A 24,017-nucleotide genomic window follows, 5' to 3' on the forward strand; every position below is an offset into this window, starting at 1 on the left:
TGTAAATGCTGCTTTGGGCTTGGGGGAAGCTCGCGCAACGCGAACTGAAGAGCTTGTTGAGCGTTTAATCATGATCACCGTTATTACCTCGGCAAGCGCTACTCGTAGATTGAATGGGATCTTCCAACGTGTGTGCGGGACGGGACAAGGATCTTCGGGCGCGTGGCTCAAGTAGCTTTAGTGCATTTTTAAGGCTTTTTGCAGCAGAGTCCCTTTCAACTTTGGTCATCGCAGAGACGTCCATGTCCATCCTGAAATGAGGATGCTGTTCGTGCAGTTGCAACTCAGTCTGCTCAACTCCGACCGGTTCATCGAGAACACGGTACGCCGCCACGGGATAGGCAATACCTTTGACGTCAATTTCGCCACGCTCCGAGCATTCGACTTGATCCTGCACGAGCGCAAAGGTCTCATAGGAAATCAGGATCTCACCCGGTGCCGCCATGTCCTCAAGTCGAGATGCAATGTTCACTGCACCGCCTATGATTGTGTAGTCCAACCGATCCTCGCTTCCGAAATTTCCGACTGTGCAGAATCCGGAGTGAATGCCCATTCTGACCTGCAATGGCTTTTCAATGCCGGATTTGCGCCATTGATATTGAAGCTCTTTCATACGGTGGCGCATTTCGATGGCCATCCGGACACAGGCAAGAGCATCTGCCTTTAGGCCACGCGTTTCCGGATCGCCAAAAAATATAACTATGGCGTCACCCACATACTTGTCGATCGTCGCCCCATGCTGCAACGCGATCTGGGACATTTCCGTAAGGTAGTGATTCAAGAGCTGCGTCAGTTCCTCGGATTCCAAACGGTCGGCTGTTTCCGTGAACCCCACGATGTCGGAAAAAAAGACTGTCAGCCTCTTTCGACTACTCGCAAGTTTGACTTCCTGCTTGCCTGTGAAAATCAGGTTGTAAACTTGGGGCGACAGGTACTTGGCCAGTTGGCTGGCCAGACCCTCCAATGCCGCAGTCTTTTCAGCCAACTCGGTTTCTCGTTGATCAATGACTTCCATGTAATGCGCCATCGCGCCCGAGATTTCGCCGATCTCATCCGGTCGATCGTCGGTAAGCCCGTGCTGGCGGTCCTTGGCGTAATTTGCAAGAGCTTCTCTGAGTTTTTCGAGCCGCAGGAATACCCGATGTCTGAGAATCCAGGCAACTGTGAGAGACCCAGTCACGAGGATTAGCACCACTCCCAAAATCGCCATAAGCGTGAAGCGGGTCGTGTTAGAGACTAACCGAATCTGATCCTCAAGCTCCTTGCTGGTGCGCCAGAATTCGCTACTGGCACTACTAAGCAACCTGTTCGCGATCAGGGAGCTTTCCTCGACCAGCGCCTTAATTTGAAATGCGTTCGACAGCTGTGATGTCTTGGTTTCAAGAATGTCCGCGCGCGTTGCTGGCCAACGTTTGACTAGGTCACTTTCCGCACCTGCCTCGTTTTTTTCGTTTCGACCGACATTCAAGTCATCGATGTGATGTGCCAGTGCTTCGACGCTTGCATCCGCGGATTGCCGGTTTTGGGACAACTTTGCGCGCTCCGAGTCATTCAGCAACAATTTGATCTCGGAAGCCGCGCGCGCTGCCAGTTCAAGGGTCGAAGGCGTTACACTAGGATCCCGACTTTGCAGATCGGTCAGATACTGCTCAATCCCTTTGGCATGCGCTTCAAGTTGGCGGCGAACATCGATCTGGTTCACGACTGTATTCGCCAGGCGGTCGAGATTAGCCGTCAGCATCGCGGCGTTGGATCTAAGTGTGGTTACCCACTCTGGATCGCTGTTCAAATCTTCCAACTCGTCTATGAGAGTTTTTTGCGACACCTGTTTGTCTTGGATACGGGCAATGAGTGTTTCGAATTCCGACCGGGTTTGCGCCTGGCTGAGTGCTGGCGCGATGGAACTGGACGCGGAAGCATCCTGAGACAGTTGTGAAAGGCGGATTAACACCGGTAGCGATTGGCTCCTCAGGACGTCGAGTTCACTGCGAACTTCGAGCAGGCGTTGTGTGATCAGGATCAAACCCAGCGCGAACAACGTAGAAATACAAACCAGTACGGCGAACAGTAGCGTGGAAATACGCCTTCGAACGTTAATCCGTGTGGAAAGCTGATCTATCACCGAGACGCCCTATCGATATGGTGGGCTGATCATCAAACCGCCGTCACGCCACAGCCGATTGAGCCCACGGTCCATTTTCATCGGGCTACCTTGACCTAGGTATCTATCGAAGATCTCGCCATAGTTGCCGGCCCCGGCGATTACGTTTCGCGCCCAGTCCTGGGCCAATCCGGCGGCCGCCGTACCCTCAACGACTTCCAGCCCTAGCAAGCGGCGGATTTCGGGGTCGGTGCTTTCCAGATGCGATTTGAGGTTTGACTGGGTAATACCCTTCTCCTCAGCCAAAACGGTCGCAAGAAACGCCCAACGAACAATTTTTACCCACACTACGTCGCGAGTGGAGACGTAGGCAACCAGCGGTTCCTTAGAGATGGTTTCTTCGTGCAGGACATAGTTTTCAGGGTCATCGAATGCGGAGCTTCTCATCGTTGCCAACGCAAAACGATCCGTAGTCAGCAGGTCGCACCGGCGGGAAAAAAACGCATCATTCCGGCCCTGCGAGGATTCAAAGGCCATTACAGACCAACCCAGTCCGTGCTGCGAAATGTAGTCCTCGAGATTGCCAATAGTTGTGGTCGCCCGGGAAACGCAGACTGACGCGTCGGGCAATTCTTGCAGGCGGCCACTGATCGTTCCGCGGTGCGACATGAACCCCTGGCCATCGTAGAAAAGGACTGCGGCTGGTGTCAGCCCAAGCACGAAATCGCGAGAGAACGTCCACGTGACATTTGAAACGTATATGTCGACTTCACCTTCAGCTATGCTCTTCAGTCCAGCCCGGATCAGAGCTGGCGACATTTGAACTGCATTTCGATCACCGAAGACGGCCAGGGCCGCAACCCTGCAAAACTCGGGGAAAAATCCTTCATAGCCTTCGGAACCGATACGTGTATCGCCGACCAGCCTGTTTCCGATCGCACATTTCACAAAACCTCGCTCGCGAATTGCGTCAAGAACGCTTTCATCCGAATGAGCCAAGCCGGCATTCAACAAAAGGTAAGACAACGCTGACGTTGCCAGGACGACGAATGATTTCATTGGTCCCTCCCTCAGTCGAAGGTATTGTACCACGAAGGATTAGATTTTCGAGCGAGCAGGAAGCCGACTGGGATCTAGAGAAGGGGTCACAAGGGCCTCAGCTGCGTTGGGTTCAGACCCGGCATCGGAGAAATTTAGCCTAACGAATACGTCCAAACGTCTGCTTTTGGGCCGCCGGCAACTTCACCGAGCGCTTGCAGCGAAGGACTGGTCTCCGTCCCCAAGGTGACGAGTTTGCATATCGGCTTGGGCTGAAAACGGTCTTCATAATATGAGACCCCAAGAAAGATGCGCCCCAGATAAAGTCTGGAACATCTTCCATGATACCAATCAACCAATAGATTTGGTGCTCTGCGATCTGGAACTGGTTGATAGTAAGAGTGGCTGGGATGTGCCGCGTCAAACCCACACCCACGCCCGGGCCTGCGTCAGTATCCGCACCGGGTTCGGCGGGAAGTCGTCTTGCGTGGCAGCAACAAAACCGTAGATCGAACGGAAGCGCGGTATAACTATGTTGGCCGTTGTCTCCCCTTGCTTCCTGCGGGCGACTTGCGACGCTACCAACAAAATTTGGTCAGTAAGGTGGAGGGAACAAGAGGCGCACGTTCTATCGCACTGATTAATTTAATATTTGTAACAATATTTGGTGCCTCAAGAGGGACTCGAACCCCCGACCTTGTCCTTACGAATTTTGAAGTCTAGTGTTTGCACGGAGCCAGACCGCACCGTAGGCAGTCTCATAAGGCCATACAATTGCTTGACTAATTCGGGCTTCGCCTTTGGACAACGTCGCACAGCATTTCAGAACGTTTGACGAACACGCCCTACTAATGCCCTACTAACCTGATTAGTAGGACCCTGCTAATTGACCCCACCCCATCGACGGCTTCCCAAGTAGCTTGTTCTCAGGCTACCCCGCTTCGACGGAGTTGGAAAACACCAATGGGAGTCAGCAGTTCGATACCGAAACCCTTCATTAAGCCTTCCATTTTAATACGGCTTTAACCTTGAAGGGCGGCACAAACCATGAAGCATGAAACAAAAATTCGCAAATTGGATACGCAAGGGTGGGCAGCGTGAGTTTACCGTGAACCTCAAAACCCCCGCAGTTCTTGATCACAAGTTTACCGTGATACCACAGCGCCTGCTTGCTTCGATAATGGACGATGCCCTCAGAACAAGCGTCGAGAGGCTGAACGTCTTTCTTCCGCAAAACTCATCCATCAACATCTCAGGGGTGGATACATCTGATCTGAAGGTGGAACTCTCAAATTCTATAACGTCGCGCCTAAATGATTCCGGCGTACCCGTGGACCCCAACGATCCAGTTATAGAAGCTGCTGTCCGGCAATAGCTGAACGGCTAAATGGGCGGTTTCAGCAATCTGGTTTGGGCGTGGCAGAGTACATTTGGCGAAGCAGCGACGATGATCGGGTTCGTTCTCTGCATATGCAACACGATGACCAAGTGTTTTCTTGGGACAGTCCACCAGAAGGTGGTCATCCCGGTGAAGGGTTTTATTGCAGGTGCTTTGCTGAACCCGTGACCGAGGGCATCAATTTCCCGGATGGTGCGGTTTGCGACATCATCAACAAAACCATGTTGAATGACTTGTTCCCCAATGCAGCCGAGGAAAGACTGCAAGCTATAGCACGTGAAATCGACTTGCAGATTGTAACAGGCAATTTGAATAGCCTCGAACGGCTTGCTCATTTCTTTGGGCAAGTGAGACAGGAAGTTGGCCCTTCTATTCGATTGGAAGAAAACCTCAACTATCGAGCAACTGCTCTGCCTCTGATCTTCTCATATTTCCAGCGCAACCGGGCAGAAGCCCAGCTATTCGGGCGAACTTCGGATCACCCGGCCGATCAAGAGGCCATTGCCAACCGCGTATATGCAAATCGTATCGGCAATGGAGACGTGGCAAGCGGTGATGGTTGGCGTTTTCGCGGGCGTGGCCTGAAGCAACTTACCGGAAGAGCAAATTATCGCGCCTTCACAAGGGATCATGGCGCGTTATTCGGAGAGGCCATTGATTTCGAGCAGAACCCGGACCTTCTTTCGGAGCCTAAATATGCAGTCCGCTCAGCAATATTTTTCTGGGTCGATAACAATCTTCACACCGTTGCGGATCGCGGCATTACCCGAAGCGCGACCGATGCGATAACCCGAGTTATTAATCGTCACACTGATAGCTATGGTCAACGTTGGAACAATACTCGGCGTTTACACCGCGAGGGCACCTTCTCCAATGTTTGCAAATTCTCTGTCGCTGCGCCTAGGTTTGAAGACCAATGAAGATAATTCTAACGATATCGGTTTTGTTCTTGTCTGCTTCGGCGCTCCTTGGCCAAGACATCGCGCTAGAGGATGGTCAAAAGCTGTTCACTTACGGCTGGGAAGATCAACGGGTTAGAACCTCCGACTTTGAAGCTGTTTTGTCTTTTGAAGGGCAAGACGACCAACCAACATATCGCATAGAGTTGTCTGAACCAGTAACTGGAATTCTCACTGCTCATACATTTCAGCAGGAGCCTGGACAGTTAGAACTGACGGCATTCAATCGAGTGAACTACTGCGGTGAAGATGTGATCTTTTTAACTGTTCGATACTCGCCGCCACGGTTTGCGGATATCAGGCAGTTTCGTTTTGAAACACACGCATTTCACGCCGATACGCTTCTCCATCTGGATTCAGCCCCGGTCGCATTTGAAGCTATAGCACTTCAGGAAATCGGCTTCGATTTCGGCTGGCATTACATTGCCCCACAATCCTATCAGGTAGAGTGCGAAACTAGCCCAAAGGGCTTTGCGCTCGAACTCGTCGAAATTACTCAAATTCCATAACTTCAACTTCACCCCATAAATTTCCACCCCTACTCAGATCCACTGAAGTCATACGCACAAAGCAAGTCCAACACCACCCGCACACACCACGCCTGCAAACAAATAAGACAGTGCAATTTTTCTGCTCATAGCGGTTCCTCTACTAACGAAATCGGCCACCAGAGTTTCCTCTGGCAGCCGGGGAGTTAGTAAGCCGCCGCAAGACGACCGCGCTGGCCATTAGGCCGGAGCCCTGGACATACGCCAGTGCCTCCCCGACCATAGGGTTCGAGGAGGTGTCATTTCGGCCAACACCGGCCGCTTGCGGAGGGGTTACTACGCCCGGGATCAGCTCTGTTTGCCATTCCTGAGCGCAGCCTAGCCCGTATGTCTGAAAATCGATAGCGCAAACGTCACCCTTCGGAGTTTCCGAAGGCGTTGATTCTAGTGCTAAAATCGGAGTGCTATCGGCGAAGGGTGGTGCCGCTGATAGGACTCGAACCTACGACCCCATCATTACGAATTTTGAGGTCGAGTTATTGCACGGAGCCAACCAGCGCCGCAGACAACCTCATAAGACCATACAATTGCTTGACTAATTCCAGCAACGCCTTTGGACGCTATCGCACAGCGTTTCAGAACGTTTGACGAACACACCCTACTAATGCCCTACTAGCGTCATTAGTAGGGCCCTACTAATCTACCCCACTCCATCGACGGTTCTTGGAGTGCTTAGCTGACAGGAAACCCACCTAGTTGCCGTTGGCGAATAACTTCGTAATCTCTATGAAGAACCGGTGCTTCCCGCACTTTGCGACGGAAACGCGGAATTTCATACGAAGTCAGCGCGATGGCTGATATGCGGAACAAAGCAAAAACCCAAACGTGAAAGCTGATTTCTTGGTGATCTCGCAAATACAAGGCGGTGAAACGCTCGCAAGTCTTCAGTCACGCAAGAACACACAGTCGCGCTCGTCCCAGGTAAGCGAAACTGCAGTTCCAGAAAGATGGTTGTCGCTTTCGGCGCGCCGCTGTTGTTTAACTATGACAGTCGTTTCGTTGCCAATGCGAAGCTTGTAACGATCCACGTCGCCTCCATAAACAACCTCTTCAACAATGGCCTCCAGTGAAGCAGCTTTTCGCGCCTCCGAGTTGAGTCTGATTTTTTCGGGGCGCAGCACGATGTACCCGTCGGCGACCGACCTTACTTCGGCCCTGCCTGGAAAACGACGGCCATCTTTCATTTCAAAATAGCCGTCTTTGTTCGCCCTAACGGGTATAATATTTGCTTCGCCGATGAAATCTGCCACAAAAAGAGACCGGGGGCGTTCGTACAGCTCGAGCGGCACGTCAATTTGTTCGATCCGACCATCGCGCATAACGGCAACCCTGTCGGACATGACAAGTGATTCTGTTTGATCGTGCGTCACCGAGATCGTCGTAATGCCCAACTCTTTTTGGATTCGCAAAATCTCCAGTTGCATCTCTTCGCGTAGCTTTTTGTCCAGCGCGCCCAAGGGTTCATCCATTAGCAAAACCGAAGGCCGGAACACCAGCGCACGAGCCAATGCAACCCGTTGTTGCTGACCACCGGACAACTGGTGTGGAAAACGGTCTTGAAAGCCTGGGAGGCGTACCATTTCTAGGGCTTCGCCGACTGCACCAGCGCGATCACGAGAAGCTATGCCCCGCATACGCAAAGGAAAGCCAACATTGTCGCCCACGGTCATGTGAGGGAACAACGCATAATGCTGGAAAACCATGCCAAATCCCCGTTGGTGACTAGGCAGGTTGGTTATCGGATTGCCGTCCACCAAGACTTCGCCGCGATCGGGTTGCTGGAAACCCGCAATTACGTTGAGCGTTGTTGTCTTGCCGGAGCCACTCGGCCCAAGAAGCGAAATGAACTCTCCAGCCGAGATCTCCAAGTCAACATCGTCAACTGCTACCACGTTGCCAAACTGACAACTGATGTTTGTCAATCTGAGTTCTCCAGTATCGCTTTGAATCATCTACCTTCTAACCTCCCAAAAGATCGCCGGTTTGACCGGTGACTTTTCTTTGCCTCCATTTGACAGTCTCGATCCCTAAAAGAGCCAGGGAAGAGACAGCAAGAAAAATGGTTGAGGCGGCTGCAATAGTCGGGTTTGTTTCAAAGCGCACACCTTTCCATAGCTGGATCGGTAAAGTGGCTTCAGACGCACCGATAACAAACAGCGTTATCAAGAATTCATTGAAAGATGCGAGAAAGGACAGCAGCGCTGCTATCACGATTCCGGTGCGCAGCAACGGAAATGTGACGTGCCAAAAGGCCATAATCGGATTGGCCCCCAAGCTCATTGCGGCCAGTTCATAGGTCGAGTCCATTCGCCGCAACGTTGAGGAGATTACAACCACAACAAAGGGCATTGCGATGGTCGTGTGCGCAATTACAAGGCCAGGAAGTGTTCCGATAAGTCCCAACGACGACATGAGACCGAATTGGGCAATTGCAATCAGGATCACAGGCACAACCAGCGGAAGCAGGAACAAACCTGCCAGAACCAAGCCTCCCCGCACATTTCCGCGCACCAAGGCCAACGCAGCCGGCACACCAAGGAACAAGGAAACAACGGTTGTCAACGATGCTACAGCCAGGCTTGCCAAGGTTGCCTTTGTCCATTCTGGCACTGTGAAGTATGCCTCATACCAGCGCAGCGAGTAATCAGCTGGTGGAAAGATGATAAGGCTTGAAGCCGAGAAGGAGATTGGCACCACAAAGAAGGCAGGCGCTACCATAAATAAACCGATGACCGCAACCAAGGCACCAAACAAGATTTTCCCGGTTCGCAACATGCGTAGGTTTTTCATGAGTTGACCTACCTTTGGTTTCCGAAGCGGCTCAGCCGGGTGTAAAGCCAAAGCAAAAAGGCAGTCGAAACAAGAAGCAGCAGCGCAAGTGCCGAAGCCAATCCCCAATTTAGTGTTGACCTGCCAACTGACTCGATCAACTGAGCGATCATAGTCTGTTTCGGGCCACCAAGCGTAGACGGTGTGATATAAAACCCGAGCGCTAAGACGAAGACCAGAAGCGCCCCCGCTGCCACTCCGGAAAGACTCAAGGGCACAAAGACGTGAACGAAAGCACGGATTGGGGAGGCACCCAACGCTTGCGCCGCTGTCATTAGGCGAAGGTCGATGCCTCGCATAACGCTGTAAAGAGGCAAGATCATAAAGGGTAGCATGATGTGGATCGAACCGATTAAAACTGCGAGATCGCCGAACAAGAGCGGTACCGGACGGTCGACGATGCCGAGACTGACTAGTATATCGTTGATTGGACCCTGCCGACCTAACAATACCACCCAGGAAAACGCCCGGACGAGATCGCTGGTCCACAAAGGGAGAAGCAACGCTATGATCATAAGCGTCGCGACCCAGCCTTTCGCCCTGACCAGAGCATATGCATAGGGATACCCGATTAACACTGCACCAATTGTAACAAGAGCGGCGATTCTGAATGTATTCAGCAGAACCAAAGTGTATGCCGGCGTATCTAGGACGGCCTTGAGGTGAACAGTAGTGAATCCGGGGTCAAAAATGCTGCGTGAAAGTACCACGAATAGTGGAATTACAACAATCAAAGAAAGGAAAAGGGCGCCGGGCAAGATTACCAAGATCCATCCGGCGCCTTTTCTCTTTGAATCCGGCCTCAGCATCAATTCACTCAGGCATTGATGCGGAGGTTAAAGACTTAGGCTCTTGGCAATTCATAGTATCCATTTGGCCCACCGCTCATAAACGTGTTCGATATTCGCTTTTCCCTCGCTGTCTGGCTTGGTCCACCAATCAAGATCAACGGCAACTGTTTGCGCCTGGATGTCCGGCTTTGCTACCGAAACATCGAGAATCTCGGCGGGGAGTTTATCTGTTGCCCCGGAAGACACCGGACCGCCGGGATAGGCTTCGGCAAACTGGGCTTGAACCTCAGGCCGTAGTGTAAACTCAATGAACCGTGTCGCGTTTTCCTTATGCGGCGCGCCCTTGGGGATGACCCAAGCATCATAGTAAAGTAGACCTTGGTTCCAAATCCAGTCGACAGGACCACCTTCGAGACGGTTGCGGAAAAAAGTTGGTGCTGCGGCAGGCGCCATGTCCAATTCGCCCTGTGCCGTCATGGTGGCAGCATTCTTGCCGTAACCAGTCCATGCGGTGATATGCTCACGGATATCAGACAAGTACTCAAAGCCCTTATCGATATTCATTGGGTAGAGATCTTCTGGCGCCACACCGTTGGCGAGGAAAGGAATCTCGAAAGGAGGCGGCTCATAGCTCATTTCCGTCATGCCGCGAAGCGCCTGGAACCCCTCGACATTCCAAAGGTCACGCCAACTTGTTGGACGCTTAGCTATGCTTGACGTATTGAAACCCAACACCCAGGGCCAATAGAAGATGCCTACGCTGTCGCGCTGACGGACGGAAGGCTCAACTAAGCCCAATACGTCTTGATTCATCGCCTCGTAGTTAATGGGCTCAAGATACCCTTTGTTCGACAACAACCCAGCACCAACAAGCGAAACCTCAGCGAGATCCCATGTAACATCCCCTGCGTCGACTTGTGCCTGAAGTAACGCCGGGTCCGGTTGCTGTGGCGCAAGAACAATCTCAATCCCGGTTTCTTCCGTAAATGGGTCGAATTGCGCGCGGCGCTGCGCTTCGCCAAAACTGCCACCCCAGCTGGATACTACAAGTGTATTCTCACTAGCTTCGGCACGGCGCGGCGAAGCCGAAAGGATCAGACTGCTTCCCGTTATAGAGAGCATCGCACTCATCATTGCTGATGACAGGCCCAGTTGCCCGCTCCTCCTTAGGAAAGCGCGTCGAGAAACTTTCCCAGCTGCTAAGTCGTCCGCTAAGCGACGAAGCTCACCAACATCGTTCTTCATGGCCTTCTCCTTTATAAAAGTTAAAATACTTTTGTAAGTCGACTTTCATAAAAGTTCTTGAACCCTTCCTTGTCAAGCTCTAGTTGGAGGCTAGCTCGAAATGCCACTGTAAATCGTCTTGATATGCTGCCTAATGGATGCCCTTATGACGTCGTTGCTGATCTCAGCGCCCATCATTCGAATCCGGAAATAGCCGCGGGAAATTATGTCGATGAGTTCCGCAAGCTTGCGGAGATCCTCCCCTTCGCAAATTTGACCGCGCTGTTGGAGCAAGCTCAATAGGATCTCAAGCTGGCGAGTGAGCACACCGTCACCCACCAAGTATGCGCGCCCAAGAGACTCAGGGTTACGAATCGCCTCTGAAGCGACCACTCGCCAAAGTGCAAGTTCACTGGATCCCGGAGTGCTTTCGAAAAGATCGGTATTTTGCTCGACTATTAGAGAATAAATGGCTTCGACCGGATCATCAGGGGGATTGGCCAACACCCGCTGACCAAGAGCAGAAATTCGATCCAAGTCGAGCCCTTGCAACCCCAGCAGGAGCTCACTCTTCGATTTAAAGTACCTATAGAGCGTTGGAACTGCGACTTCCGCCTCCGCAGCAATCTCGTCAATCGATGAGTTGTTGAATCCCTTTTCAAGGAACTTTTTTTGAGCCGCTTGCAGGATGGCATCCCGCCGGCGTTCCTTTTGCCGCTCCCTCAAACTTTTCATGTCATCCCACTCTTTCTGTTCTTTAATTCCAACCTTCAGTCACCAATTTAATGCCAAAGCAGCGGGAAATCCAATGTTAACTAATTTTTGTTAGTTGACTTTTATTTTTTATTTGACCATCTTCCGATACCAACTGGACCGTCACCCCGCTTCTGGGTGCAAGTTAAACTGTCGGCCAAGTCCACTTCATTACGCGAGGCTAGTATAATGACTTATGACCCATTCGAGCGTGGCCCCCATCCCGTCGGAGTAACGAGTCAGGCATGGCCCGACCAAGAACGTGGTCGATCACTTGACGTTGAAATCTGGTATCCGGCGAACAGAGATTTCCTTGGCCAGGATATGGACCCGGGCACTCAAGACACCTTTTTCGCGCCTGGTCTCAGCGCAGAGCCTGGCTCTCAAGTACACCAACAAGCAGTGCGTGATGCCGATCCATTAGCTGGACCGCACAGTGCGGTCCTACTGGTCCACGGTTATGCTGGACATCGTAGAGAGGCCACGTTCATAGCTACTCATCTCGCTAGCCATGGGTTCATTGTTGTTTCTGCAGATCACACCGGCAGCACATTTGTCGACATCAACCAAATTGTTGAAGAAGCCAGACAAAACGGACGTCGCTTCAGCCGCACCGAGTTTCAGCCAACGCTGATCGCGGACCGCAAGGGCGATGTCCCCTTCTTGGTTCAAAACATAGTTGAGAGATTAGATGTTGCCCAAGATGGCTTAGGCATCACCGGCGCCAGCTTTGGTGGATGGACATCCCTGATGGCACCTACACTGCACCCCAAAATTGTGGCTAGCGCGCCTATGTGCCCTTCTGGCGGCAGTGCGCCGATCTATCCTCGTGACAAAAACTATGCCGCAGAAGCGCTCGATTTTGATTGGCACGACGGTGTGGCTACAATGTTCATGGTAGCGGATCGGGATTCCTGGCTTCCGCTATACGGCCAAATCGAACTGTTACGTCGTGCACCGGGCAAGAAACGAATGTTCGTGCTCGAACGCGCCGACCACAATCACTTTGTTGACGACGTCACAAGTGGCCACGAGTGGCTTCGTGAGTTCACGGCAAGCCTTGCCGAAGTTGAGATAGTTGGCGGCGTCGACTGGGCCGGAATCGCGAGGGGTATGCTCCCGGCAAGCGAACTAACAGATGGCGAAAAAGCCAAGCTCTGCTGGCGCGGCCTATGCGTTGCGCACATGGATGCCATCCTACGAAAAAACGCCAAAGCGAAGAACATGCTGGAAGACGATGTTCCCGCTCTACTCGCCACTCTCGATATTGATGTCGTAGAAGTTCGAGGTCGATAATGAGCAGTATGACCGCTTTGGCCTTACACTCGTCCGGCTCTCCGATCGCCGGGACCAATGCTGTTGCTTCCAACAAGAAACGAGAGTTCTGACTGATATGGAAAACGTTTGGCCACCGGCACGGCTCGACGCGTCAATCACATTAACGCCCGAAGCAGTCGTCGAGGAATGCTATCGCTTGATTGGGTTTCCCCCAGGTTCGCAGCCCAATTGGGAGGAGTTTAAATCACTGTTTCAGGAGCAGGCGGTGCTTAGTCTGCGGGTCTTCCCGGAGGACGAGTGTGTGACAGTGATGAACCTAGACGAATACACCATTATTCAGATGCGACCAGGCATGAAAGAGGACGGATATTCCGAAACAATTGTATCTGAGGAATGGTTTATTCAAGGCGATTTTGCGCTTTGTAAAGTTCTGTTCGATATGACGTTCGGTGACCAAAAACCCGTAAGATGTTTCGATAGTTTTCATCTTGTTAAGAAAGATGGCCGTTGGTGGATCGTTTCGGTTATCGGTGAGACCCGGGATGTTGAGAACTAAACAATGGTCTGTCTTCGCCACAAGGTCACATGATCGCCACACCCTGTCCGGTCACCATTCTTCAAAAAATGGAGAACAATATGGAAAGCAAAATGCTAATCGATGGTACCTTCGAGGGCGGTAGCGAAGCCGCCGAACGGGTCCTAAATCCACGAACCGGCGAAGTGCTTCTGGAGATGCCTGAAGCGAACTCAGAGCAAATCAATCGGGCTGTGTCCGCAGCAAAGGCGTCGTTCTCTAGCTGGTCGCGCACTTCTCCGGCCGAACGCTCTGCTCTCCTGTTGGCAATCGCCGATGCGGTTGAAGCAAACCTTGAAGAACTTGCGGAGCTTGAGTCGCTGAACTGCGGCAAACCGATCAACGAGACCCGCAACGAAGAAGTGCCCGCAGTTGCTGACTGTTTCCGCTATTTCGCCGGAGCGGTCCGCAACATGCATGGCCCTATCGGCGGCGAGTACTTGGATGGTCACACATCGTTTATTCGGCGAGACCCGATCGGTGTCGTGGCTTCGATCGCACCTTGGAACTATCCCTTAATGATGATGGCTTGGAAATTGGCCCCGGCTCTCGCCGGCGGCAATACGGTGGTAATGAAACCGTCGGAGCAGACACCGGTCACCGCACTCAAGCTGGCCAAGATCATTTCCGACATCATTCCTAATGGGGTATTAAACGTGATCGTCGGTCAGGGCGCTAGCGCCGGTAACACGCTGATCAACCACCCAGATGTAGATATGGTTTCCATCACAGGGGACATCGCAACTGGCAAAAAAGTTCTCAAGGCGGCAGCCGGCACAGTCAAGCGCACGCATCTCGAATTGGGTGGCAAGGCGCCAGTTATTGTCTATGACGATGCCGATCTGGACCGCGTTGTCGAGAGCCTGAAATCGTTTGGTTACTATAATGCCGGTCAGGACTGTACCGCTGCTTGCCGGATTTATGCGGGTTCACAAATCTATGAACGGCTCGTCGCCGAATTGTCCTCGGCGGCATCTTCGATCGTATTCAACAATGCCGACGATACGCTTAATGAAATCCCACCGCTGATCAGTCAGCGTCAGCGAGATCGCGTTGCCGGCTTTGTCCAACGTGCGGCTGAGCACAAACACATGGAAATCACTGCGGGCGGTGCGATGCATGAGGGGAACGGGTTCTACTACCAACCCACCGTGATCGCTGGGGCGATGCAGCAAGACGAGATCGTGCAAAGCGAAGTTTTTGGACCGGTTGTATCCGTAACGCGGTTCACAAACGACGACGATGTTATCAGCTGGGCAAATGACAGCCGATACGGCCTCGCTTCGTCGGTTTGGACAAACGACGTCGGGAAAGCAATGAGCGCTGCTTCGCAGCTGCGCTATGGTTGCACTTGGGTCAATACGCACTTCATGTTGGTTAATGAAATGCCTCATGGAGGACTGAAGCAGTCCGGCTATGGCAAAGACATGTCTATGTATGCACTCGAAGACTACACTGCAGTAAGGCACATAATGATTGCGCACTAGCAGTGACTATTCACAGCGTCGCGGCGCTGTTCGACGGAGTCCCAGACTGTTGTCTGCCCCAATGGCGGCATCCGAGGGCGAATTGACTGGCAAGCCGCTTAGAAATGTCGGTAAACCATATGTGGTCCTTGCTCTACCAATTCTATTGTTCTCTCATATTTAGCGCCGAGCTTCGTGGCCAAATTTTGCGAAGGAATGTTGTCAGAGGCGATGTAGCTTACCAGAGATGGTGATTTGAGGGAGTTACGAGCAAACCCTATAGACTCAGTTGCCGCTTCTTCGGCAAAGCCTTTCCGTTGCTGCCGGTCGTCGATCCAGTAGCCCAATTCCAGTTCTGGCCAATCCAGAGATTTCCAAAGTCCAACACATCCGACAAAAGCTCCAGTCCCGCGTTCTTCGACGGCCCAATATCCAAAGCCGTTGAGTCTCCAATGTCCAACCATCATGGCCATATGCCGCCAAGCGTCGTCAGCGTTGCGCTTCCCGCCAAAATACTGTGCTCTATGCTGATCATTGAAATAGCGCGCATAGGGTGCAATATCTTCTGCTCTCCATTGCCTTAACAAAAGCCGCTCAGTTCGTAATTCTTGCATTTTGCCTTTCCGCATTGTTCTGTTACCCGCCAATTTCGCGGAACATGTCTTCTGACCAATACGAATTCGAACACCCTACGAAGGTCTAGCTCAATAGCGCCGGTCTCAGTGTCGTTTCCTGCTGAAAGGGAATTGCGTTAGCTTGGAAATTTGAAACGACTACGGCTCCGACCATCGCTGTCTTGACCCCACCCCACCAACGGGCTCTAAGAAACGTGATGTTCCGCGCCTTCCTGTTCTGAAGGAATCCAAGCGCTATCTCGGAACCTAACAGGTTGGATGCCCTTGGACGAAGTTGGACAATGTCGTCCCGGACCTTACGAATTTTGACGTCGGGTTGTTGCACGGAGCCAGACAGCACCACAGGTAACCTCATAAGGCCATACAATTGCTTGACTAATTCCAGCAACGCCTTTGGACGTTATCGCACAGCGTTTCAGAACGTTTGACGAACACGCCCTACTAATGCCCTACTAGCGTTATTAGTAAGGCCCTACTAATTTTCCCCATCCCATCGACGGTTCTGGAAGAGGATAGCTGACAGGAATGCCCACCTTGGTGGAGTTGGGGAATAACTTCGCAATCTCTATGAAGAATCGGTGCATCCCGCACTTTGAGATGGAAACGCAGAATTTCATACGAAGTCAGCGCGATGACTGATATGCGGACAAAGCTTCCATTCCGGACAAACGGTTGAATGCCCGCTTTCGAGAGATGTCTATTTCAGGTGGTTGCGACTCTGTTGGTTGGTAACACTAAAAGTGTCTTTTAGGCGAACATAGACATGATCAGCTTAAGCTTGAAGCATAGGACCAGAAACGTTCGACATCTTTGCGACTTCGTTCCATCGACCGGTAGAGGTGGATGGAAATTGGATTCTCTGTCTCATTGTCGCTGACCCGGATGAGACGATCTTCGACCAGTTCCTTTTCGACCGCGGCCATGGGCAACCATGCTATGCCCATTCCCTCTAGGCATGCGGCTTTCAGGGCTTCTCCGACCGAATTTTCGTATAGGAATTCACATCGCGATCGCAGTCCCGCCCGATCGATGATCAGATTGCTCATTTTTCCTAAGAAACTGTCACGGGTGTAGTAGAGCAGAGGAAAGTTTTTGTTCCCATCCAGCGTGAAACGGGCGTCGCCGTCCGCGTCGGCCGCGCTGACCGCGATCATGCGATCTTCGGCAATTTTGATCGATGGGTATCGCGCGTCATCTGCAATCATCGGCACGGTGTGGTGGTGATAGCAGAGCATGAAATCGCTTGAGCCAGAAAGAATGGCCTCTACACAGCCGGAAAAATTCTCGGCCACGACCCGCGACTTGACTGGCCCGATGGATGCGGAAATCTGACTGATCCATTTAGGAAAATAGGAAATGGCAAGCGTATGAAGCGCCACGAACTCGAGCACTTCATCTTCTCTTCGCGCCAGCCCCTTGGCCTCGGCTCGGGCGGTGTTGAGCGTGTTGATCAATTCATGGGCGACCGGGCGGAATGATTCACCTGCCTGTGTCAGTGTGACCGGGTGCACGCTGCGATCAAAAAGGGGCGTGCCCACCCAGTACTCCAAATTCTTAATGCGCCGTGTAAAGGCGGATTGGCTGATGTTTCTTGCATCAGCGGCTTTCGCAAAGACGCCCGCCGAAGAGAGCGCCAAAAAGTCTTCCAACCAATCGATTTCCATAGTGCTCACCTGTTCGTTGCGTGAACTGTAGCCCATCAATTGCCAAATGCATGTTGCAAAATTTGCAATGCGATTGCGTTTGTTGTTGTGGCATTGCACTGGCAACATCGGGAAACCTCCGAATGCATCACGGCACAAGAGCCGTGCAAGAAAGCAGCGCATCACGCTCTGCAAAACACGGAGGAAAAAATGAAAAAGATTATCGGCGGCACAACTGTCACAGCAATGCTAATGTCCAGCAGCGCCGCAGTTGCCGAACAGTGTACCAACGAAACTTGGGACAAAATCAACGAACGCGGCACCATAGTTGTTGGCGTCAAGGCCGATACGCGGCCTTGGGGATTTCGCGATCAGGATGGCAATATCGTCGGGATGGAAGCCGATATGGCGCAACAAGTGGCCGACACGCTTGGGGTCGAACTTGAGCTTGTTGCAGTGGAATCCTCCAACCGCATGCAGTTTCTTGAAGGTGGCCGGATTGATCTGATGATTGCCACCATGTCAGATCGAAAAGACCGTCGCGAAATCGTCGGTGTTGTCGGGCCCAACTATTATTCGTCAGGTACCAATGTGATGACTCCCAAGGCATTAGGAGTTGACGAATGGTCCGACCTTGAGGGCCGTCCCGTCTGTGGCAAGCAAGGCGCGTTTTACAACCAGATCGTTGAAGAGCGTTATGGTGCGCAGGTAACTGCATTTGGCAGCAACGCCGAGGCGCTGCAGGCGCTGCGTGACAAGAAATGCATTGCCTGGGTTTATGACGACAGCTCGATCGCTGCTGATCTGGCATCCGGCCAGTATGACGATTTCGAGATGCCATTGGTGTCCGAGGACAACAACCCCTGGGCGCTGGCCGTACCAGTCGCCGAGAGGAACTGTGTCTTTGGCCGCTTCATGTCAGGTATGCAGTTTAACTGGCACCAATCTGGCGAATTGATCGAACTGGAAGAGAAGTGGGGCATTCAGGCCACCGACTATCTTGCTCAACAGAATGAACGTTTCGCCGACTGGCTGGCTGACTAAGCCCGCCCCCAAGCCCCGCGCCGTTTTCTTCCCGGCGCGGGCACCAATCTCAGGATCACCCATGCTAGATGCTTTCACGGAATTTTTCCGCCAGCTCGCAAATGAATATCCGCGCTGGAACTTCGTTTTTTTCTACCAGCCAGTACAGGCCGGAAAGATATGGACGGGGATTCAATACACCTTGCTACTGTCAGTGGCGTGCCTCTTCTTCAGCGTCATCATCGGCGTGGTCGGCGCGTGGCTACAGGGATCCAAGCTTAAGCCTCTTAGGGCGCTTGTGCAGGGGTATATCCAGCTTTTCCGCAACACTCCGCCCTTTGTCCAGCTGTTGTTCTTCTACTTCGCGCTTGGCCAACTGACGCCCACTTATTCGCCGGATGGCTGGCTGGAGGTGCCGATCATCTCCAATGTCGGGTGGGCGATTATCTCGCTTTCGTTCTTTGCGGGGGCCTTCAATGTCGAAATCTTCCGATCCGGTATCGAGGCTGTTCCGGAATCGACCATCGAGGCGAGCGAGGCTCTGGGTATGACGCGGCTTCAGACCTACATCTATGTGATCCTGCCTCTGGCTTTCCGGGTCAGCCTGCCCGCGCTCAACAACAATCTCGTCAATCTCATCAAGACCACCACTCAAGCCTTCGCCATCGCTGTGCCTGAGCTTTTGTATCAGGCGGTGACGATCTGGAATGACTATCCGTCTGCCCAGTACCCCGCCATGCTGCTGCTCTTTATCGTCTATGTCGGACTCGTCGGCATCATGGTTCTTTGCATGAACCGCTGGGAGCGCCGCCTTGCTATCCCCGGCTATGGCAACTGAGGAGCTTCCAATGACACCTTCCAAAACCATGGCTGTACTCAAACCGATGAACTCGGCTGGCCTTCTATATGAACCGATGACGGCGACGCGGTGGCTAGCTGCCTGTCCGGCATGGCTCCCATTCGGTCTCTTTATCTTCTGCGCCTTATGGCCAACGCTGGCATTGGCGCAGTCCGGAGATGCGGTGCGTCCCTTCAATGCTCTCTGGCGATGGGCGCCCTTCCTGATCACGAACGGATTCTTATTCAATATCCTGATCTCGTTCCTGTGCCTTGCAATTGGAACATTTGTCGGGGTGCTTCTGGGCCTGGGTCAGGTAACCCTATCACGACCGGTTCGGGTGTTTTCCTGGTTCCTGACGCAACTGTTCCGCAATTCACCCTGGCTGGTGCTGCTGTTCATCGTAATGCTGGCCTTTCCCTTTGAAGTCACGATCTTTGGGCAACCCTATTTCGTGCCTGCGTGGATGAAAGCCGTGGTGGGTCTATCGTTGCCCATTATGGCGAATATTTCCGAGATCGTGCGTGGCGCGATCCGGTCCGTGCCGAACACGCAATGGGAAGCTGCCGAGGCGCTAGCCTTTACCCGTAAGCAGACCTTGTGGCGCATCATCCTCCCGCAGTGCTTCAAGCGGATGATCCCGCCCTGGATGAACTGGTATGCGATCCTGACCATGGCCACCCCGCTTGTTTCAATCCTGGGTGTGGAAGAGGTGGTGAACTTAACCCGTCAGGCCATTGTCGCCGAAGAGAACCGCCCGGAACTCCTGATGCCCTTCTACGGATTCGTTCTGCTGCTCTTCTTTGCCTACTGCTATCCGATCGCTCGCCTGACCCTGAAACTTGAACGCAAATTCGCCGTCAAACTCTGAGGAGCCGACCAATGAATACATCAACCAACTGGACCCCCTCGGAGCCAATAGTTTCGATCAAGGGTGTACGTAAGTCCTTCGGCGCATTGGAAGTGCTCAAGGGTGTCGACATGGACATTATGAAGGGCGAGGTGATCTGCATTATCGGCCCGTCTGGTTCGGGAAAGTCGACGCTGATACGCTGCATCAATGCCCTCAACGACATTCAGGAAGGCTCGATTACGGTCGAAGGGCAGGAGGTCCATGACCCGAAGCTCGACAAACTGGAACTGCGAAAGAAGATCGGGATGGTCTTTCAGCAATACAACCTTTTCCCGCACAAGACCGCGCTACAGAATATCATGATGGCTCCGGTTCTGGTGATGAAGCAAAATAAGGTCGAGGTCGAAAAACGGGCGCGGGAACTGCTCAAGAAAGTACGTCTTGAAGGTAAGGAACACTCCTATCCCGGTGAGCTTTCAGGTGGGCAACAACAGCGTGTGGCCATCGCTCGTTCGCTGGCTATGCAACCTGATGTTATGCTGTTTGACGAGGTGACAGCGGCGCTCGACCCCGAAACGGTCAAAGAAGTTCTGCTGACGATCAAGGAACTGGCTGCGGAAGGCATGACCTGCATTCTGGTGACCCACGAAATGGGATTTGCCCGCGAAGTGGCCGACCACATCTATTTCACCGACCGGGGTGTGATCGTGGAACATGGTCCACCAGACACGTTCTTTGACAACGCACAGGATGATCGCACCAGACTGTTCCTCAGCCAGATCTTGTGAGTCGCAAAAATGAGCACTTCGCCTTGCCGAACCGAGCACGATAGCATCGGTGCCTGCGCCATTCCGAAAGGAGCGGCATGGGGATCACAAACACAAAGAGCGGTTGAAAACTTCCCGATCACAGGCATTCCGATCAGCCACTATCCGGAAATCGTCGTGGCTCTGGCGCAGGTCAAAAAGGCCTGCGCCCAGACGAACGCCGAATTGGGTTCTCTGGACGGGAAGAAGGCCACAATGATCGCCTCTATCTGCGATCAGATCATCGTTGGAGAGCACCACGCATCGTTTTGCGTCGATGTCATGCAAGGGGGAGCCGGAACATCCACCAACATGAACGCCAACGAGGTCATCGCTAATCTGGCGATTGCCGAGGCGGGCGGAAATTTCGGCGATTACAGTCGCCTCCACCCCAATGATGACGTCAACCGTTCTCAATCCACAAATGACGTCTATCCAACAGCAATTCGACTGGCGACATTGGCAAAAGCACAGGACCTGATCCAAGCTTTGAGCGAACTGGTCCAGGCCTTCCAGATCAAAGGCGATCAGTTTGTGGACATAAAAAAGGTTGGCCGCACACAGCTCCAAGACGCAGTGCCTATGACCCTGGGTCAAGAATTCTACAGTTTCGCCAATACACTTGCCGAGGATATCGAGCGCATCGCGGATCTGGGCCAGCTGCTAACCGAGGTCAATCTCGGCGGCACAGCTATCGGGACACGCATAAACACGCCAGATGGCTATGGCCCTCTTGTCGTAACAAAGCTATCGGAGATTACGGGAGTGGCCCTGACGCCCGCCAGCGATTTGATCGAGGCCTCTTCCGACCTCGGGGCTTTCGTCATGTTTTCGGGTGCACTGAAACGGGTGGCCATCAAGCTCTCCAAAATCTGCAACGATCTTCGCCTTCTCAGCTCCGGCCCTCGCGCGGGCATAGGTGAAATCATTCTGCCCGCCGCTCAGGCTGGTTCGTCCATCATGCCGGGCAAGGTTAACCCCGTCATTCCAGAGGTGGTCAACCAAATATGTTTCCAGGCAATCGGTAATGATCTGGTAGTGACTATGGCCGCCGAGGCAGGGCAACTTCAGCTCAACGCAATGGAACCGGTGATCTTCTACAAAATCATGGAAACGATGACGACGCTGACTGGTGGGATGAAGGTGTTGAATACGCGTTGCGTTTGCGGGATCAAGGCCGATAAAAGGCGGTGCGCAGAGTTGCTTGACGGAAGTCTCATCCTCGCCACCGCCATGGCCCCATTGGTTGGATATGATGTCGCTTCAAAAGTCTCGAAGCTAGCACTGGCGGAAGGGATCACCCTGCGCGAAGCTTGCGAGAAACAGGGCCTGGACGTCTCGCAGATCGGTTCTTATTCATGAAGAACGGTCGGCTCAAGCTTGGTATCGTTGGAGGGTTGGGCGCGCGTGGCGGCGCTGACATCTTGAACAAACTGGTCGCCGCCACGCCTGTCAAATCGGAAAGCGATCATCGCGAGATACTGTTTGAACAAAAACCACTCACGGAACCTGTTCCTGTATCAAGCCATGACTACACACCTGTGCATCGGAAGTTCTACGTTTTCGATACTCTGGCGCGGATGGATCAGAGCGCGTGTGATGCGGCATTGCTTCCATGCTTCATCACACACACCTTTCTTGATGAACTGGCCGCCGAATTACCCATTGAACTGATCTCGATCGGGGATGCAATCGCGGAGGAGCTAAGGATGCATCACGTCGGGGCTCGACGCATCGGCGTTCTGACAACTCCATTTGTTCGTCGTAGCGGCTTTTTCGAGAAGTTGCTCGGCACAAAGCAAGAGGCCGTTTATCCCTCCGAAGTGTGCGAAAGAGAGATGCTTGAAGCCATTTACGGTGCCGAAGGGTTTAAGGCCGGAGGCAAGCTTCGCGTGATAGCCGAGCGGATTCGATGCGCGCTCAATTCGCTGTTCGAGCAGGGTTGCGACGTGGTTATCCCTGGCCTGACGGAGCTACCGGTTCTGCTAAACGCTTGTGGCGACACGCAAAACATTAGGGTCATGGATGTAAACGACGTTTATGCGCGTTTCGCATTGGACCGCACATCGGGACGTCGACCGCCGACCTACAAGATCGGAGTCGTCGGCGGGGTTGGGCCTGCGGCTACGGTCGACTTCCTTGGAAAAGTTGTTAATGCAACTACTGCCGAACGCGATCAGGACCATATCAAGTTGATCGTCGAGCAAAACCCGCAAATTCCCGACCGAACCGAGAACCTGATCAATAACGGCCCTGATCCAACTGTGGCGCTATACAGTACTTGCAAAAAGCTGCAACTTTCAGGTGCCCAGATCATCGCAATCCCCTGCAACACCGCACACGCGTTTGTCGACCGGATACAACGGCATCTGGATGTGCCAATTGTGAACATTCTCACAGCCACCGCGCGGTACATTGCGTCGCTGGAGCCGAAGGTTCAAAACGTGGCGGTATTGGCAACTAACGGGACAGTCGAAAGCGGTTTATATCAAAATGCTCTACAGGAGCAGGGACTCACTCCTATCGTTCCCTATGAATTTGCACAGGATACACTGATGGACGCAATCTACGGAGAGTCCGGCGTCAAGGCGGGTTTTACGTCAGGGCGTTGTAGCCATCAACTCGCGCATGTCATCGAAGCAGTTCGCAAACAGGGAGCCGAAGCCGCAATCCTTGGCTGTACGGAGCTTCCGCTGATTGAGCGTTTGTCGGAATCTTCGCTGAGGTTGTTCGATCCGACTGAGATCCTAGCTCGGGTCTGTGTAGAGGTCGCAAATTCAGCAATGTATGAAAAATGATGGCTGGTCCCATGAAGCGACGCAACAAAACTCGCAACTAAGACAACCAATTACTCTTGAGGAGTATCGAGTTCTTGTCCGAAACAACCGGACATTGTCCAAACTGCAGCATCAGGTAAATTGGACGAAGTTGGACAAAGTCGCCCCAGACCTTACGAGTTTTGACGTCGATTGGTTGCATGGAGCCGGACCGCGTCGTCGTCGGTCGCATAACTCCCTACGATTGCTTGACTAATTCAGAGCTAAGCTTTGGACGTAGCCGCAGAGTGTTTCCGATTGTTTGACGCACGCACCTTACTAATCCCCTACTAGCGCCCAAATAGGTCCCCTACTAAGAACCAACGGCCGCAGCGAAGATGGAAACTCGCCCTCTGTTGCACTATGGATAATCGGGTTGACCGGAGACGTGCAGCGATCAGTATGCCTCGTGGCCCCACCTTTTGTTGTGGGTAAGGGCTTTG

General features: G+C 52.8%; 21 protein-coding genes. 12 read left to right on the forward strand and 9 right to left on the reverse strand.

The genetic code is table 11. The features are described 5' to 3' along the window. Nucleotides 1–64 precede the first annotated feature (64 nt). Entirely contained in the window at nucleotides 65–2,122 is a 2,058-nt protein-coding gene (locus tag AC2TEL_RS05600; RefSeq protein ID WP_480902458.1) for an adenylate/guanylate cyclase domain-containing protein, read from the reverse strand. A 9-nt stretch (nucleotides 2,123–2,131) separates the two neighbouring features. Continuing rightward, nucleotides 2,132–3,160, reverse strand: a complete 1,029-nt coding sequence (locus AC2TEL_RS05605) for a type 2 periplasmic-binding domain-containing protein (RefSeq protein ID WP_480902460.1) — start codon at nucleotides 3,158–3,160, stop codon at nucleotides 2,132–2,134. Nucleotides 3,161–4,193: 1,033 nt separating this feature from the next. On the opposite strand from AC2TEL_RS05605, the gene AC2TEL_RS05610 reads away from it, so the two are divergent. Genes AC2TEL_RS05610 through AC2TEL_RS05620 form a run of 3 tightly spaced genes read left to right on the forward strand, consistent with a single transcriptional unit; the run spans nucleotide 4,194 to nucleotide 6,006 of the window. Further along, nucleotides 4,194–4,514 (forward strand): hypothetical protein, encoded by a 321-nt coding sequence (locus tag AC2TEL_RS05610; protein WP_480902461.1) that lies wholly within the window; start codon nucleotides 4,194–4,196, stop codon nucleotides 4,512–4,514. Then, nucleotides 4,511–5,458 (forward strand): glycoside hydrolase family 19 protein, encoded by a 948-nt coding sequence (locus AC2TEL_RS05615; protein ID WP_480902521.1) that lies wholly within the window; start codon nucleotides 4,511–4,513, stop codon nucleotides 5,456–5,458. The genes AC2TEL_RS05610 and AC2TEL_RS05615 overlap by 4 nt, the downstream gene beginning before the upstream one ends. Continuing rightward, complete coding sequence (locus tag AC2TEL_RS05620; protein WP_480902463.1) at nucleotides 5,455–6,006, forward strand: hypothetical protein; 552 nt, start codon at nucleotides 5,455–5,457, stop codon at nucleotides 6,004–6,006. Before AC2TEL_RS05615 ends, AC2TEL_RS05620 begins: the two co-directional genes overlap by 4 nt. A gap of 923 nt (nucleotides 6,007–6,929) precedes the next feature. Here the strand turns inward: AC2TEL_RS05620 and AC2TEL_RS05625 are convergent. The 5 genes from AC2TEL_RS05625 to AC2TEL_RS05645 all read right to left on the reverse strand — a co-directional run bounded on the left by AC2TEL_RS05625 (nucleotide 6,930) and on the right by AC2TEL_RS05645 (nucleotide 11,624). After that, nucleotides 6,930–7,967, reverse strand: a complete 1,038-nt coding sequence (locus tag AC2TEL_RS05625) for an ABC transporter ATP-binding protein (protein ID WP_480861992.1) — start codon at nucleotides 7,965–7,967, stop codon at nucleotides 6,930–6,932. A 37-nt stretch (nucleotides 7,968–8,004) separates the two neighbouring features. After that, nucleotides 8,005–8,835, reverse strand: a complete 831-nt coding sequence (locus tag AC2TEL_RS05630; protein WP_480861993.1) for an ABC transporter permease — start codon at nucleotides 8,833–8,835, stop codon at nucleotides 8,005–8,007. An 8-nt stretch (nucleotides 8,836–8,843) separates the two neighbouring features. Further along, nucleotides 8,844–9,683 (reverse strand): ABC transporter permease, encoded by an 840-nt coding sequence (locus tag AC2TEL_RS05635; protein ID WP_480861994.1) that lies wholly within the window; start codon nucleotides 9,681–9,683, stop codon nucleotides 8,844–8,846. A gap of 51 nt (nucleotides 9,684–9,734) precedes the next feature. Then, complete coding sequence (locus AC2TEL_RS05640; protein ID WP_480861995.1) at nucleotides 9,735–10,910, reverse strand: ABC transporter substrate-binding protein; 1,176 nt, start codon at nucleotides 10,908–10,910, stop codon at nucleotides 9,735–9,737. Nucleotides 10,911–11,000: 90 nt separating this feature from the next. Next, entirely contained in the window at nucleotides 11,001–11,624 is a 624-nt protein-coding gene (locus tag AC2TEL_RS05645; protein WP_480861996.1) for a TetR/AcrR family transcriptional regulator, read from the reverse strand. Nucleotides 11,625–12,044: 420 nt separating this feature from the next. Between AC2TEL_RS05645 and AC2TEL_RS05650 the strand changes: the two genes are divergently transcribed. The 3 genes from AC2TEL_RS05650 to AC2TEL_RS05660 all read left to right on the forward strand — a co-directional run bounded on the left by AC2TEL_RS05650 (nucleotide 12,045) and on the right by AC2TEL_RS05660 (nucleotide 14,981). Continuing rightward, nucleotides 12,045–12,938 (forward strand): alpha/beta hydrolase, encoded by an 894-nt coding sequence (locus AC2TEL_RS05650; RefSeq protein WP_480902466.1) that lies wholly within the window; start codon nucleotides 12,045–12,047, stop codon nucleotides 12,936–12,938. Between the two features lie 97 nt (nucleotides 12,939–13,035). Further along, nucleotides 13,036–13,476: a nuclear transport factor 2 family protein gene (locus tag AC2TEL_RS05655; RefSeq protein WP_480842152.1), complete on the forward strand. Its 441-nt coding sequence runs from the start codon at nucleotides 13,036–13,038 to the stop codon at nucleotides 13,474–13,476. Between the two features lie 29 nt (nucleotides 13,477–13,505). Continuing rightward, nucleotides 13,506–14,981: a gamma-aminobutyraldehyde dehydrogenase gene (locus AC2TEL_RS05660; RefSeq protein ID WP_480861998.1), complete on the forward strand. Its 1,476-nt coding sequence runs from the start codon at nucleotides 13,506–13,508 to the stop codon at nucleotides 14,979–14,981. A 98-nt stretch (nucleotides 14,982–15,079) separates the two neighbouring features. Here AC2TEL_RS05660 and AC2TEL_RS05665 read toward each other — a convergent pair whose 3' ends face one another. After that, nucleotides 15,080–15,574, reverse strand: coding sequence for a GNAT family N-acetyltransferase (locus tag AC2TEL_RS05665; RefSeq protein ID WP_480861999.1), 495 nt, complete (start codon nucleotides 15,572–15,574; stop codon nucleotides 15,080–15,082). 788 nt (nucleotides 15,575–16,362) lie between these two features. After that, nucleotides 16,363–17,259: a LysR family transcriptional regulator gene (locus AC2TEL_RS05670; protein WP_480862000.1), complete on the reverse strand. Its 897-nt coding sequence runs from the start codon at nucleotides 17,257–17,259 to the stop codon at nucleotides 16,363–16,365. Nucleotides 17,260–17,448: 189 nt separating this feature from the next. Here AC2TEL_RS05670 and AC2TEL_RS05675 point away from each other — a divergent pair, with 189 nt between their 5' ends. From AC2TEL_RS05675 to cuyB, 6 genes are all read left to right on the forward strand, one after another. After that, a complete protein-coding gene (locus tag AC2TEL_RS05675; protein ID WP_480862001.1) occupies nucleotides 17,449–18,282 on the forward strand; it encodes a transporter substrate-binding domain-containing protein in 834 nt (277 codons plus the stop codon). A gap of 61 nt (nucleotides 18,283–18,343) precedes the next feature. After that, nucleotides 18,344–19,099 carry an amino acid ABC transporter permease gene (locus tag AC2TEL_RS05680; protein ID WP_480862002.1) on the forward strand — a complete coding sequence of 252 codons (756 nt, stop codon included), beginning with the start codon at nucleotides 18,344–18,346 and terminating at the stop codon, nucleotides 19,097–19,099. Between the two features lie 10 nt (nucleotides 19,100–19,109). Beyond that, nucleotides 19,110–19,970 (forward strand): amino acid ABC transporter permease, encoded by an 861-nt coding sequence (locus AC2TEL_RS05685; RefSeq protein WP_480862003.1) that lies wholly within the window; start codon nucleotides 19,110–19,112, stop codon nucleotides 19,968–19,970. An 11-nt stretch (nucleotides 19,971–19,981) separates the two neighbouring features. Beyond that, entirely contained in the window at nucleotides 19,982–20,740 is a 759-nt protein-coding gene (locus AC2TEL_RS05690) for an amino acid ABC transporter ATP-binding protein (protein ID WP_480862004.1), read from the forward strand. Between the two features lie 9 nt (nucleotides 20,741–20,749). Then, on the forward strand, nucleotides 20,750–22,120 hold the full coding sequence (locus tag AC2TEL_RS05695) for an aspartate ammonia-lyase (protein ID WP_480862005.1): 1,371 nt from the start codon (nucleotides 20,750–20,752) through the stop codon (nucleotides 22,118–22,120). Next, the gene (gene cuyB / locus AC2TEL_RS05700; protein WP_480862006.1) at nucleotides 22,117–23,556 is read left to right on the forward strand and encodes a cysteate racemase; all 1,440 of its coding nucleotides are present in this window, start codon (nucleotides 22,117–22,119) and stop codon (nucleotides 23,554–23,556) included. The genes AC2TEL_RS05695 and cuyB overlap by 4 nt, the downstream gene beginning before the upstream one ends. Nucleotides 23,557–24,017: the final 461 nt, after the last annotated feature.

The organism is Ruegeria sp. HKCCD9138 (assembly GCF_057220975.1).

Excerpts from the sequence above, each read along its gene's own strand:
- AC2TEL_RS05675 (WP_480862001.1), top strand. The coding sequence starts at position 17,449 with ATGAAAAAGATTATCGGCGGCACAACTGTCACAGCAATGCTAATGTCC.
- AC2TEL_RS05660 (WP_480861998.1), top strand. The coding sequence starts at position 13,506 with ATGATCGCCACACCCTGTCCGGTCACCATTCTTCAAAAAATGGAGAAC.
- AC2TEL_RS05620 (WP_480902463.1), top strand. The coding sequence starts at position 5,455 with ATGAAGATAATTCTAACGATATCGGTTTTGTTCTTGTCTGCTTCGGCG.
- AC2TEL_RS05670 (WP_480862000.1), bottom strand. The coding sequence starts at position 17,259 with ATGGAAATCGATTGGTTGGAAGACTTTTTGGCGCTCTCTTCGGCGGGC.
- cuyB (WP_480862006.1), top strand. The coding sequence starts at position 22,117 with ATGAAGAACGGTCGGCTCAAGCTTGGTATCGTTGGAGGGTTGGGCGCG.
- AC2TEL_RS05690 (WP_480862004.1), top strand. The coding sequence starts at position 19,982 with ATGAATACATCAACCAACTGGACCCCCTCGGAGCCAATAGTTTCGATC.
- AC2TEL_RS05685 (WP_480862003.1), top strand. The coding sequence starts at position 19,110 with ATGACACCTTCCAAAACCATGGCTGTACTCAAACCGATGAACTCGGCT.
- AC2TEL_RS05655 (WP_480842152.1), top strand. The coding sequence starts at position 13,036 with ATGGAAAACGTTTGGCCACCGGCACGGCTCGACGCGTCAATCACATTA.
- AC2TEL_RS05665 (WP_480861999.1), bottom strand. The coding sequence starts at position 15,574 with ATGCAAGAATTACGAACTGAGCGGCTTTTGTTAAGGCAATGGAGAGCA.
- AC2TEL_RS05680 (WP_480862002.1), top strand. The coding sequence starts at position 18,344 with ATGCTAGATGCTTTCACGGAATTTTTCCGCCAGCTCGCAAATGAATAT.
- AC2TEL_RS05610 (WP_480902461.1), top strand. The coding sequence starts at position 4,194 with ATGAAACAAAAATTCGCAAATTGGATACGCAAGGGTGGGCAGCGTGAG.
- AC2TEL_RS05630 (WP_480861993.1), bottom strand. The coding sequence starts at position 8,835 with ATGAAAAACCTACGCATGTTGCGAACCGGGAAAATCTTGTTTGGTGCC.
- AC2TEL_RS05640 (WP_480861995.1), bottom strand. The coding sequence starts at position 10,910 with ATGAAGAACGATGTTGGTGAGCTTCGTCGCTTAGCGGACGACTTAGCA.
- AC2TEL_RS05605 (WP_480902460.1), bottom strand. The coding sequence starts at position 3,160 with ATGAAATCATTCGTCGTCCTGGCAACGTCAGCGTTGTCTTACCTTTTG.
- AC2TEL_RS05645 (WP_480861996.1), bottom strand. The coding sequence starts at position 11,624 with ATGAAAAGTTTGAGGGAGCGGCAAAAGGAACGCCGGCGGGATGCCATC.
- AC2TEL_RS05635 (WP_480861994.1), bottom strand. The coding sequence starts at position 9,683 with ATGCTGAGGCCGGATTCAAAGAGAAAAGGCGCCGGATGGATCTTGGTA.
- AC2TEL_RS05695 (WP_480862005.1), top strand. The coding sequence starts at position 20,750 with ATGAGCACTTCGCCTTGCCGAACCGAGCACGATAGCATCGGTGCCTGC.